The following is a 12,443-nucleotide window of genomic DNA, read 5'->3' as shown; positions in this document are numbered from 1 at the left end:
CCGGCGACCGGCCGGGCAGGCCCTTCGCGTCCCGCCGGGCACCACCGGGCCCGGGATCCGCCGACGTCAGCGGTGCTCGGTGAGGGCCGCACCGGACGCGAGCAGTCCGGGGTGCAGGTCGTGGTCGAGTCCGGCGTGCACGAAGACCCGCTTGAGCAGGGTGACGAAGGTCTGCGCCTCGTCCGGCTCCAGCCCGCCGAGCAGCCGGTCCTCGAAGCCGCTCACCAAAGCCTCGGCCTCGGCGTGCAGGCTGCGGCCGGCCGGGAGCAGGTGGACGGCGTGGGCGCGGCGGTCGGTCGGATGGCGGCGGCGCTCCACCAGTCCGCGCCGCTCCAGCTCGTCGACCAGGCCGACCATCACGTTGCGGTGCACGTTCAGCGGTCCGGCGAGCTGGTGCTGGCTGCGGCCGTCCTCCTCGGTCAGCAGGTTGAGCAGGCCGAACTGGCGGGGGTGGATGCCCAGCGGTGCGAGCACGTCGACGAGCTGCTCCTGCACGTGGGCGCTGAGGTGGGTCATCACGCAGGCGGGGTGGTCGAACAGCAATTGAGTACTCACGGCGTCATGATACCCCCAATGAATTATCACCTTGAGGGATAGTCACCAGAAGTGCATACTGGCTCCGTGACCCAAGACATCTCCGCAACCACGCCCGGCGCCCCGCCGCAGGAATCCCCGGGTGGCGCCGCACCCGACCCGAAGCGCCGGCTGGCCTTCGCGGTCGTCCTGATCGCAGGATTCATGGACCTGGTCGACACCACGGTCGTCAACGTCACCGTCCCGAGCATCCAGCGCGACCTGCACGCCGACTACGCCCAGATCGAGTGGGTGATCGCGGCGTACGTGCTCTCCTTCGCCGCGCTGCTGATCCTCAGCGGGCGGCTCGGCGACATCTTCGGACGCAAGCGCGTCTTCCTGATCGGCATGGCCGGCTTCACCGTCGCCTCACTGCTGTGCGGCGTCGCGGTCAACCCCGAGATGCTGATCGTCTCCCGGTTCCTCCAGGGCGCCGCGGCCGGCCTGATGGTCACCCAGATCCTGGCGATCCTGCACGTGGTCTTCCCACCGGCCGAGCGCGGCAAGGCGGTCGCCGTCTTCGGCGCGGTCACCGGCTCCTCCGCGGTCTTCGGCCTCGCCCTCGGCGGCCTGCTCGTGCAGTGGGACCTCTTCGGCTGGGAGTGGCGCCCGATCTTCCTGGTCAACGTCCCGGTCGGGATCGCCGCGCTCATCGCCGGCGCCCTCGTGATCCGCGAGTCCCGCGCCCCGCAGCGCCCCAAACTCGACCTGCTCGGCATGCCACTGGCGCTGGCCGCCGTGGTGCTGCTGGTCTACCCGCTCACCGAGGGCCGCCGCCTGGGCTGGCCCGCCTGGACCTACGGCATGCTCGCCGGTGCCCTGGTGCTGCTCGCGGTCTTCCTCGCCTACGAGCGGCGCCGCTTCGCCACGGTCGGCTCCGCGCTGGTCGAGTTCGGCGTGTTCCGCTCCCGGTCGTTCTCGGTCGGCATGGCGGTGTGGTTCCTGTTCTGGATCGCGGTGGGCGGATTCTTCTTCGTCTGGACGCTCTTCCTGCAGCAGGGCCTCGGCTGGACGCCGATGCACGCCGGCCTGACCGCCGCCACCTTCGCCATCGGTGTCGGCATCGGCGCCGGCAACGCCCCCGACAAACTGGTCCCCAAGTTCGGCCGCAACGTGCTGGTGGCCGGCGGCATCGTCAACGCGGTCGGCTTCATCGCCTTCGCCGTCCTGGTCGCCCACTACGGCCACAGCCTGGCGTCCTGGCAGATCATCCCGGTGCACATCGTCTCCGGCATCGGCTTCGGCCTGATCGTCGCGCCGACCCTGGACCTGCTGCTCGGCCAGGTCCCCGGCGAGCAGGCGGGCAACGCCTCCGGCCTGCTGAACACCGTCCAGCAGCTCGGCATGGCCCTCGGTGTCGCCCTGACGGGCGTCGTCTTCTTCGCCCAGGTCGGCAACGCGGCCGGCCACGCCACCGACGAGGCCACCCCCGTGCTGAAGTCCGCCCTCGGCGGCGCCGGCGTCTCCTCCCAGGGCCGGCTCCTCGACGACTTCCGCACCTGTGTGCGGCAGCGCGCCGACTCGGTCGATCCGAGCAAGGTGCCGGCCAGCTGCACCGAAAGCGACCCGAAGACCGCCGCCGCGTTCGGCCGGGCCGTCGCCCGTGCCGACTCGGTCAGCTACTCGTCGGGCTTCCGGACCGTCCTGCTGCTGGACGCCGGCATCCTGGTGCTCGCCGCCGCCGGCTTCCTGACCCTGCCCAAGCACTCGCGGCCCGCCGACGCGACCGCCGTGAGCACCGAACCCACCGAGGTGACGGCATGAGCAACGAGAAGAACGTCCTGGTCCTCGGCCGCGAGCGGCACCTGGTCGACGCCTCCACCGACATCATCGAGGCCAACGGCTTCACCGCGGTCGGCGTGACCCGTGACGCGGAGGCCCTCTCCCTGCTGGACACGGGCCGGTTCATCGCCGTCCTGGTCGGCAGCGGCGTCGAGTGGGAGTCCCGTCCTCCCGTGCGCCGGCACGCCGCTCCGCACGGCACCGTGGTCCTCGAAGCACAGCGCGTCCCCATGCAGACCGTTCAGGACCACGTCCGCGACGTGATCGTCCCGCGGTTGCTGCAGATCGCCTGACCACCACCGCACCAGGTCCCCGGATCCGGCCCTTCCCCCACCGGATCCGGGGGCGCCGCCGTGCCGGGGGTTCAGCGGCGGTGGACGCTGACGGCGTACCCGCCACCGTCATAGGGGTCGGCGTCCCAGGTGGCGAAGCGGCCGACGAGGGTGAGGCCGGCCGCGGCGCAGTGGCCGTCGTACTCGGGCAGGGTGATGCCGGGCGGCACGGGCAGATGGGCAGCGTCGAGGCCGAACCCGGCGACCAGCAGGCCGCCGGGGCGCAGGGCCGCGGCCAGGCGTCCGGTCACGGCGGCCTCGGTGCCGGCGGCGAGCAACGGGAAGATGTTGCCCGCGGCGACCACGAGGTCGAAGTCCGCCGCGATGCCGAGCCCGCTGGGCTCGAACCCGGCCAGGTCGGCCTGGAACCAGGGCAGGTGAGGCGCCTGTTCCCGTGCCACCGCCAGCATCGACGCGTCGAGATCCACGCCGACGCAGTCGTACCCGAGCTCCGCGAGCCGGATCATGACCCGTCCGGTGCCGCACCCCGCGTCCAGCACGCGCGCTCCGGCCGGCACCAGCGCCGTGCAGAACCGCGCCTCACCGTGCACGTCCTCGCCGCTGCGGGCCAGGGCGGCGAACCGTGCGGCGTAGTCCTGCCCGGACCTGCCCCCGGTCAGTTCGTCCCAGCGACTCATGCGAGGAACTATAGGCCGAGGCAGCCGGGCATCAGGCGCCGAAGACCTGGAACTCCGAGACCTGCCCGGCCGGCCAGCCGGTGTTGGCGGTGAAGGTGAGCCGCAGGTAGCGGGTGGTGGCCGTGGCGGGGAGGGTGAGGGTCGCGGTGTTCCCGGTCGCCGGGTCGAAGGTGTAGCCCGCCGAGGCGAGCAGCTGGGTGAAGGTGCCGCCGTCCGTGCTGCCCTGGACGGAGACGGTCTGGGTGCGGGTGGCCCAGGCGGCCGACGGGGGAAGGGCGAGGACGATCCGCTTGACCCCGGTGCCGGCGCCCAGATCGACCTGGACCCACTGCGGGAAGGCGTTGTTGGCGGACTCCCAGTAGGTGCTGGTGTCGCCGTCGGTCGCGTTGGACGAGCCGTAGACCTGGGTGTGGCTGCTCTCCGAGGTGGGGCGGTGCAGGGCGAGGTTGGTGGTGCCGGACGGGGGGTCGGTGGTGACGGTGACCTGGTTGGAGGGCTGCGACACGTTTCCCGCCGCGTCTAGGGCGACGACGTCGAAGGTGTAGGCGGTGGACGCGGTGAGTCCGGTGACGGTGAACGAGGTGGCGCCGGTGGTGCCGACCTGGGTGCTGGTCGAGCCGGACACCCGGAGGATGCGGTAGCCGGTCACGCCGACGTTGTCGGTCGACGCGTTCCAGGACAGCGAGACGGAGTTGCCGGTGTGCCCGGTGACGGTCAGGCCGCCCGGCGCGGCCGGCGCAGTGGTGTCGCCGGTGGTGAGGACCGGCTGGGTGGGGCGGGTGGCGGTCAGCGCGATCTGACCCTTGAGCATGCGGCCGCCGTCGCCGGTCAGGCGCAGGTAGTAGTCGGCGGAGCAGGCGGTGCCGTCCTCGTCGAGGGCGAGGAATCCGGAGTTGGTGGGCACCCACGCCTGGGTCTCGGCGGTCTTGGCGATCTGGTTGCCCTCGTTGTACTCGTCGAACATCGAGATGTAGATGCCCTGCACCCCGGCCCGCACCATGTTGTAGAACTGCCGCCACATGAAGTCGCCGTGCACGCGCTGCCGGGCGGAGACGTCACCGGGGAGCACGCAGGGCTGGAAGTCGATGCCGTTGGCGTTGCAGTCGGCCTGGTCGGGGACCGTGTACGTGGTGTACGCGTTGTCGGCATCGGTGATGGTCCCGATGGCGCCGACCATCCACGGCGAGATCATGTTGAAGGCGTGGTAGACGCCCAGGAATCCGGCCCGTGAGCCGCCGGTGCCCGTCCGCCACTCGCGCGGGACCCCGCCGATGACGTAACAGCCCTGGCCCTTGAACCAGTTGACGACGTCGAGGCAGGCGTCGGCGGTGAAGGGGTGGTTGGGGTCGTTGAAGCCGAAGCCCCAGATGCACACGACCGGCTTGCCGTTCTGCTTCGCGTAGGCAGAACTCGCGGTGTGGGCGGCCATCTTGTTCGTCCAGTCCGTCTTGATCTCGGACTGCATGTTCGTCCAGTTGGAGACGTCGTACATGATGTAGAACTTCCGCCCGTACGCCTCGGCGGCGCTGCGCACCTTGGTCGCCATGGCGTCGCGGGTGGGGCCCTCGCCGCCGGTGGGGTTGAAGCGCTGCAGGGCGGCGGTGTCGATGCCGTTCTGCTGCATCCACAGGAAGTGGGTGTTGACCGTCTGCTGGTCGTACGAGGAGAACAGCCTGGCGGGCTGGCCGTTGCCGAGGGCGGCGTACGACGTCTGGTAGGTGCTGGTGTAGTCACGCACGTCGGGCCAGCACTTGATGTTGGTGTTGGTCGGGGACGGCGCCTGGCCCCAGTCCTGGCTCCAGTGCCACCAGCCGTTGATGGGCGCGCCGTCGCCGGCGCAGGCGAACCAGCCCTGGTAGCCGACGGTGATCTTGCCGACCACGTCGCCCGGCGCACTGGCCGCCGCCGCGGCCGGGGCGAGCACGGTCCCGGTGGCACCCACGGTTCCCACCGCACCGGCCGCGACCGCGGCCCTCAAGAAGACTCTGCGTGTGACACCCATCTGGATTCCTCTGGTCGAGTGGTCGAGTGGTCGAGTGGCCTTCGGTGGACGGTGCCGCCGGGCGCGCCCGGCGGCACCGTCGGGGCGGATCAGGTGTTCCAGACCTGGAACTCGGAGATCTGACCGGCCGGCCAGCCGTTGTTCGCCGTGATGTTCACCCGGAAGTAGCGCTGGGTGGTCGCGGTGAACGTGATGGTGACCGTGTTGTTGGTGGCGGGGTCGAAGGTGTACGTGGCCGACGACTTGATCGTGGAGAAGGAGGAGCCGTCGGTGCTGCCCGACAGGGACAGCGTCTGGTTGCGGGCGCCCCAGGTCGCGGGGAGCTGGAGGACGACGCGGCTCGCGCTCTGCGCGGAACCGAGGTCGACCTGCACCCACTGCGGGAAGGCGTTGTTGGCGCTCTCCCAGTAGGTGCCCTGGTTGCCGTCCGTCACGTTCGACGACGGGTAGACGTCGGTGTGGCTGGACTCGGTGGTGGCCGCGCCGGCCGCCAGGTTCTTGCTGACCGTGCCGGCTCCGGTGCCGGTCAGCGCGACCGTGGTGGTGCCGTTCGACGCGTTGCTGGCGATGCTGAGATCGCCGGTGCGGGTGCCGGACGCGGTGGGCGTGAAGGTGACGGCCACCGTGCAGGAGGCCCCTGCCGCGATCGACGTCCCGCAGGTGTTGGTCTGCGAGAAGTCACCGGTGACCGTGACACCGGAGACGGTCGCCGCCGCGGTACCGGAGTTGGTGACCGTGACCGTCTGCGCGCTGCTGGCGGTGTTGAGCGCCTGGGTGGGATACGTCAGCGACGCCGGGCTGGCCGACAGGGTGGCCGGCGAGGAGCCGCCACTGCTCGGGAACACCTCGAAGTCCGACAACTGGGCCGCGTTCCAGCCCGTGTTGGCGGTGATGTTCACCCGCACGTAGCGCGCCGTGGCGGCGCTGAACGTGATGGTCGCCGTGTTGTTGTTGGAGTTCGGGTCGAAGGTGTACCCGGCCGATGCCTTGATCGTGGAGAAGCTGGAGCCGTCCGTGGACCCCTGCACCGACAGGGTCTGGGTGCGGGCCGACCATGCGGTCGCCGGCGGGAGCTTGAGCACGACCTTGCCGACGCTGTAGTTCTGGCCGAGGTCGACCTGCGCCCACTGCGGGAACGAGCCGTTCGTGCCCTCCCAGTACGTCGACGCGTCCGCGTCGGTGAGGTTCGAGGCGACGTAGGGGCTGTTGCTCGAACTCGCCGTCGCCGGGCGCCCGGCGGCGATGTTGGTGGTGCTGTCGATGCCGCTGCCGGTCAGGGCGACGACGGTGGGGCTGTTGTTGGCGTTGCTGGTGATGGTCAGGTTGCCGGTGCGCGAGCCGCCGGTGGTGGGCTTGAAGCCGACGGTCACCGTGCAGGAGGCGCCGACCGCGAGGGTGGAGCAGTTGTTGGTCTGGCTGAAGTCACCGGTCGCCGAGACGCCCGAGACGGTCGCCGAGGTGGTACCCGAGTTGGTCACCTTCACGGTCTGTGTGTCGGCCGAGGAGCCGACCACCGTGGCGGCGAAGGCGAGGCTCGCCGGGTCGGTGTTCAGCACCGGGCCGGGCGCGGTGCCGGTGCCGGAGAGGGTGACGGTGTTGGTGACCCCGCCGGCGTTGACGGTCAGCGTGCCGCTGCGGCTGCCGGTGGCCGTCGGCGCGAACTTCACGCTGACGGTGCACGAGCCGTTCGCGGCGATCGACGAGCCGCAGGTGTTGGTCTGGGAGTAGTCGCCGCTGGTGGAGACGGACGAGACGGACGCGGCGGTGCTGGTCGGGTTGGACACGGTCACGGTCTGGGCGTCACTCGTCGAACCGGTCGGAATCGACCCGAAGTTGAGAGCCCCCGGGGTGGCCGTCACGCCCTCGGACGGATAGGGCGGGTAGACCGGGGCCGGCCATCCGCCGCAGTACGGTGTACCGCTGATGCCGGAGTTGCCACCGCCGTCGGTGACGACGAAGTTGCCGCCCGAGCAGCTGTACACCGGCGAGGAGTAGCCGACGCCGGTGGCCGTGACGTTGGTGAACTTGGCCGCGCCGCCGGTCTGTTCCTGCAGGGCGAAGGTTCCGGTGCCCGCGATGGTCACGTTGTCGAGGTTGACCCCGCTGATCGTGCCCTCGACCCACTGGATCGCCTCGTACGGGCTCTGCTGGATCAGCGCGTTGGTCACGTTGATCGGGCCGGTGATCGCGCCCTGGCTGCCGTCGAACCACAACGCGCCCACGCCGAACTGCCAGTTCGGGTCGAGGCTGCCGTCCCGGACCATGGTGTTGTCGGAGATGGTGGTGGTGCCGACCGGCGTGGACGAGAAGCGCTGCCCCACGTGGATACCGCCACCCTGGGTGATGCCGGAGTCCACCACCCGGTTGCCGCTGACGGTGTTGTCGTGACCGCCGTAGATCGCGATGCCGTTGGCGAGGATCTGCAGGGAGACGGTGTTGTTGGAGATGGTGTCGTTGGCGTCGGCACCGATGCCGGAGTCCGCCCAGGTGGCGATGCCGTCGTCGCCGGTGTTGCGGATGTCGCTGTTGGTGACCTTCGAGTTGGTGACGCCGCCGTGGAAGTTGATGCCGTCGGCGGTGGTGTCGCGGATGCGCATGCCGCTGAACGTCAGTCCGTCCATCGGCCCGTCCATCCAGGCGCCGACCTTCATGTGGTCGATCCACAGGTTGGACACGGTCGAGTTGCTCATCGCGCCGCCGATGCCGTTGACCTGGGCGCTGTCGTTGCGCTCCTGCACGTTGCCGAAGATCGCGAAGTTCTGCAGGTGCACGCCGGTGCTGGGCGAGGGCGCGGAGTTGCCGTAGAAGCCGGGTGCCGTGCCGGTGACGGTCGAGTACCACATGCCGGCGCCGGCGATCGTGACGTTGTTGACGCTGATGTGGCCGGGGATGTTGTAGGTGCCCGGCGGGATCCACACGGTGCCGCCGGGGCCCGCCGCACTGATCGCGGCGTTGAACGCGCTGGTCGCGTCGGTCGCGCCGGTCGAGTCGGCGCCCTTGCTGGTCACCGACACCGACCCCGAGGGTGCGGTCAGGGCGGCGCCGACCTGCTCGAAGTCGGCGAAGTCGATCGTGTACGAGGAGGCGGTGTCGCCGGAGTCGACCTGCAGCTTGAAGGTCGTGCCCGCCGGATAGGTGGTGGAGAACAGGCGGTGGGCCTCGTCGTAGAAGTGGTGCGGGTTGCTGCCCGGGGTGTTGGTGAAGGGGTAGCTGCCGTAGTACCAGCTGTAGGCGTTGGTCAGGGTGAAGTCGGGCTGCTTGACGCCGTTGATGTACAGGGACAGCGCGGCGGTGTAGACCGAGCCGCCCGAGGTGTCGGGGATGCTGTACCGGAAGTTGATCGAGTTGGTCGCCACCGGGGTGGTGAAGGTGACGTACTGGCCGGTTCCCTGGAGGGTCGTCGCCTTGCGGTACGACGCCTCGTCGGCCAGCTGCCCCTGGGTGTAACTCGGGCCGATGGTGGTGCCGTTGGTGGCGGAGTTCTCCGCCTGCACCTCGACGTACGGCAGACTCGCGCCGCTGCCGCCGGTGGCGGCGGCCGCGGCCGCGGCCGGCTGGACGGCCAGCGCGAAGACGCCGGCGACCGTCAGCATCGCGGTGCTGACCGCCCAGACGAGCGCTCGTCTCAGATCTCGGATGGAATGGCTCACTTACCACTCCTTTCATCACGAAATGCCCGGACTGTTCCGCTGACACCGCCCGGGGCGGAAGGGGAGACGGAGGATGGTGATGACGCACGGGGGACCGTAATGTCGTCGACATCGGCGCGCAATAACTAGACAGAACATTGCAACAATAAAAATTTGACATGCAAGATCTAATGCGAGGTCGTGGGCCGTCTCCGGTACGAGGCCGCACGCACGGCGGTGCCGCCGGACGTGCTGTCCGGCGGCACCGTGGGACGGGGGGGCGGTCAGGTGGTCCAGATCTGGAACTCGGACACCTGGCCCGCGGGCCAGCCGTTGTTGGCGGTGACGGTGACGCGGAAGTAGCGCTGGGTGACGGCGGGGAAGGTGAGCGTGACGGTGTTCTTCGTGCCCGGGTCGAAGGTGTAGGCCGCCGCGGGCTTCAGGGTGGTGAAGGCGGTGCCGTCGGTGCTGCCGCCGAGGGCCAGGGTCTGGGTGCGGGCGCCCCAGCCGGCGGGCAGTTGCAGCACCACACGCGAGGCGCTGCGGGCCGAGCCCAGGTCGACCTGCACCCACTGCGGGAAGGCGTTGTTCGCGCTCTCCCAGTAGGTGCCCTGGTTGCCGTCCGTCACGTTCGGCGACGGGTAGACGTCGGTGTGGCTTGACTCGCTGGTGGGTCTGCCCGCGGCCAGGTTGGTGCCGGGGGTGTCGGTGCCCGCGGTGAAGTCGAGGCGGTTGATGTTCCAGCCGCCGGTGTCCTGGTCCAGGGTCAGGACCTGCCGGCCGGCGGGCAGGGTCACGTGCGTGGTCACGGTGGCCCAGGTCTGCCAGTCGCCGGTGGCGGGCAGGTCGACGGCGCCGGTGAGGTTCGCGCCGGCGGCGTCCGACAGGTGCAGCGCGCCCGCCACCGCGGACGGGGCCGCGACCCGCAGGCCGAGGGTGTAGGTGCCGGCGGTGGCGACGTCCACGGTGTACCGGAACCACTGTCCGGCGCCGGTCCAGCCCAGGTTGTAACCGCCGCCGGTGTCCGAGGTGTTGTCCAGGTCCACCCCGTCGGCGCGGTAGGAGTTGGCGTTGCCGTTGACGGAGGTGACGTTGCAGGCGACGCCCTGGCCGCCGGTGTCGTAGTCCTCCGCCTGCACCGTGCCGGGCACGGCGGCCGGGGTGCCGCCGTAGGGGCCCTCGGGGGCGGGCGGCGGCCAGTGGTTGTCGCTCAGCGTGGCGACGAACCCGGTGGAGTTGTTGACGAAGGCCGAGGCGCCGGAGGGCAGCCCGGTGACCGTGTTGCCGGTGATGGCCGCGGAACCGGTGGGCGCGGGGTAGAACGGCGGCGAGATCGCGATGCCGTTGCGGCCGGGGTCGCTGACCGTGTTGTCCTGGAGCAGGGTGTTGGTCGAGGTGGAGAAGCCGATCCCGTCGTACAGGGAGTCGCTGACGGTGTTGCCGGTCACCGTGACCTTGTCGACGGTCCCGGTGTTCTGTCCGTCGCCGCCGTTGCCGACGTGCAGGGCGGGCTGGCCCTGGCTGTAGGCGTTGCCGCCGGAGCGGACCACGGTGTTGCCCGTCACGGTCGCGGACAGCAGGTCGCTGCCGTTGACCCCGAAGCGCCCGGCGCCCAGACCGATGTAGCGGGCCGTGTCGCTGATGTAGTTGTCCTCGACCCGGTGGCCGCTGCCCCCGTAGATCCCGACGCCCTTGCCGCCCCACGGCGCGATCGAGGTGTTGTCACTGACAGTGACATTGGTCATCGGCTTGTAGTACGTCTTCGAACCGTCGCTGTTGGTGTTGTAGTTCACCGAGTTGATGGCGATGGCGTCGTCCCCGGTGCCGCGGACGAAGTTGTTCGTGACCGTCAGGTCGTTCCCGGTGTCCGAGCCCAGCGACACGTTGTTGACGTTGATCCCGTCCGCCCAGACCGACGTCAGCCTGCTGTTCCGCACCGTGCCGCCGGTGCCGGAGGCCCAGAAGCCCGACATGGTGTGCTGGGTCCAGATGCCGTCGGCCAGCCAGCCGGTGCCGGTGGTGTCCATCGCGCCGCCGTCGCCGCCGACGGTGCTCCGGCTGACGGCGTTGGCGTCGATGTGGAAGTCACGCACAGTGCAGGAGGTCAGGTCGAACAGGGCTGCCAGCGGCGTGCTGTTGGGGACCGGGACGTCACGGTAGACCGTGCTGTACCACAGGCCGGCGCCCGCGATGGTGATGCCCTGTGCGTGCAGCCCCGTGGTGCCCTTCACGTAGAAGGTGCCCTGCGGTATCCACAGGATCCTGCCCTGCGCCTGGGCCTGGTCGATGCAGTTCTGGATGGCGGCCCGGCTGTCCGTCGCCTGGCTGTCGGCCGCGCCGTTGGTGGGGGTGTCGTCCGGCACCGCGCCGCAGCTCGTGATGGATATCGAGTTCGCCGGCTGGGTCAGGGGCGCCGGCGGGTTCTCCACGTCCACGGAGTCCACGTCGTAGAAGGACGCGCTGTTCCCGGAGTCCTTGCGCAGTGAGAACGTGGCACCCGCGGGGATCGGGGCCCCGGTGACGAAGGTGTGCGACTCGTCCCAGAAGACCCTGGGGTCGCCGTCGGCCGGGTTCTGGTTGTCGCTCGTGTTGTAGTTGCCGTTGCCCTCGTACACCCAGCTCTGCCGTGAGTTGAGGTTGAGCGACTGCCGGAACACGCCGTTGACGTACAGGTTCAGGGTCCCGGTGACACCGCCGCCGGACGCCGAGTCCGGAATGCTGGCGCGGACGTTGAGGAACGAGATCGGCTGCCCGGTGGTGTTCGTCCACTGCACGGACTGGCCCGTGGCGTCCAGGTGGACGTAGGAGTGGCCGGACGCCTCCAGGGCGGCGCTCGAATACTCGGTCGTCGGCGCCGCGGTCAGCGACCGGACGGCCGCGCCGCCGCCCGGCGTTCCCGCCTCGGCCTCGTAGACCGAGAACGGCGTCGTGGCACCGGCCGCGGCCTGCGCCTGCCGGGGAGCGGGGGCCGTCACCTCGGCGCGGAGCGGCCCGGAGTGCGGCGCCTCCTGCGCCGCGGCGGCCGGTAAGACGGACACGCACAGCGCGCCGACCGCAGCGACGGCGGCCACCGCCAGGCGCCGGGGTCTGGGGATCGTCAGCATGTGATGCTCCTTCGGGGCTGGGGGGAATCCGGCGCCCCGACCGTACAGAGCCACCATGCACTCCGCTAGATTCCGACGAAGTAAAGAATGAAACGCGCAAGCTTTTGCAAGTTTTTCGCTGCTTTACGCAAATCTCAGATTCCAGGGCTCCCGGCCTCGCCACGGGCACGGATGCGGCGAAGGCCGCCTCATGCGGCGGGAACAGCCTGTCCGGCCGACGCTGTTGCACCGGCCGAGGGACCGGCACCGCGCGGGTGGGGAGGGCACGGACCAAAGGTGCTCCGCCCCCGCGTGACCCGGCGCCCTCCGGTCCGCGGTACACCTGGTGATCTGCTGTTCACGAACGTCTGCTCAGGTACCCTCCGCGGACTCGGACCGAGGCC

The 12,443-nt window shown here is 70.2% G+C and carries 7 protein-coding genes; 2 read left to right on the top strand and 5 right to left on the bottom strand.

The window, feature by feature from the left end; all coding sequences use genetic code 11:
- Positions 1 to 66 precede the first annotated feature (66 nt).
- Positions 67 to 555, bottom strand: a complete 489-nt coding sequence (locus ACFY0K_RS23160; RefSeq protein WP_351959298.1) for a MarR family transcriptional regulator — start codon at positions 553 to 555, stop codon at positions 67 to 69.
- 66 nt (positions 556 to 621) lie between these two features.
- On the opposite strand from ACFY0K_RS23160, the gene ACFY0K_RS23155 reads away from it, so the two are divergent.
- Positions 622 to 2,337: an MFS transporter gene (locus ACFY0K_RS23155; protein WP_390641440.1), complete on the top strand. Its 1,716-nt coding sequence runs from the start codon at positions 622 to 624 to the stop codon at positions 2,335 to 2,337.
- Entirely contained in the window at positions 2,334 to 2,648 is a 315-nt protein-coding gene (locus ACFY0K_RS23150; RefSeq protein ID WP_366364691.1) for a hypothetical protein, read from the top strand. Before ACFY0K_RS23155 ends, ACFY0K_RS23150 begins: the two co-directional genes overlap by 4 nt.
- Before the next feature lie 71 nt (positions 2,649 to 2,719).
- On the opposite strand, the gene ACFY0K_RS23145 is transcribed toward ACFY0K_RS23150, so the two are convergent.
- From ACFY0K_RS23145 to ACFY0K_RS23130, 4 genes are all read right to left on the bottom strand, one after another.
- A complete protein-coding gene (locus tag ACFY0K_RS23145) occupies positions 2,720 to 3,325 on the bottom strand; it encodes a class I SAM-dependent methyltransferase (protein WP_388714570.1) in 606 nt (201 codons plus the stop codon).
- A gap of 31 nt (positions 3,326 to 3,356) precedes the next feature.
- The gene (locus ACFY0K_RS23140; RefSeq protein WP_390641439.1) at positions 3,357 to 5,327 is read right to left on the bottom strand and encodes a discoidin domain-containing protein; all 1,971 of its coding nucleotides are present in this window, start codon (positions 5,325 to 5,327) and stop codon (positions 3,357 to 3,359) included.
- Positions 5,328 to 5,416: 89 nt separating this feature from the next.
- Positions 5,417 to 8,977, bottom strand: a complete 3,561-nt coding sequence (locus tag ACFY0K_RS23135) for a choice-of-anchor D domain-containing protein (RefSeq protein WP_390641438.1) — start codon at positions 8,975 to 8,977, stop codon at positions 5,417 to 5,419.
- A 263-nt stretch (positions 8,978 to 9,240) separates the two neighbouring features.
- Positions 9,241 to 12,060 (bottom strand): discoidin domain-containing protein, encoded by a 2,820-nt coding sequence (locus ACFY0K_RS23130; protein ID WP_390641437.1) that lies wholly within the window; start codon positions 12,058 to 12,060, stop codon positions 9,241 to 9,243.
- Between the last annotated feature and the right edge of the window lie 383 nt (positions 12,061 to 12,443).

This window comes from Streptomyces sp. NPDC001507 (genome assembly GCF_042894765.1).
Classification (GTDB): Bacteria; Actinomycetota; Actinomycetes; order Streptomycetales; family Streptomycetaceae; genus Streptomyces.
The sequence above is the reverse complement of the archived record's forward strand: the minus strand, read 5'-3'. Positions and strand labels throughout refer to the sequence as shown.

What these genes read in the sequence shown, in the direction of transcription:
- ACFY0K_RS23140 (WP_390641439.1), bottom strand. Translation starts at nt 5,327, where the DNA reads ATGGGTGTCACACGCAGAGTCTTCTTGAGGGCCGCGGTCGCGGCCGGT.
- ACFY0K_RS23145 (WP_388714570.1), bottom strand. Translation starts at nt 3,325, where the DNA reads ATGAGTCGCTGGGACGAACTGACCGGGGGCAGGTCCGGGCAGGACTAC.
- ACFY0K_RS23150 (WP_366364691.1), top strand. Translation starts at nt 2,334, where the DNA reads ATGAGCAACGAGAAGAACGTCCTGGTCCTCGGCCGCGAGCGGCACCTG.
- ACFY0K_RS23130 (WP_390641437.1), bottom strand. Translation starts at nt 12,060, where the DNA reads ATGCTGACGATCCCCAGACCCCGGCGCCTGGCGGTGGCCGCCGTCGCT.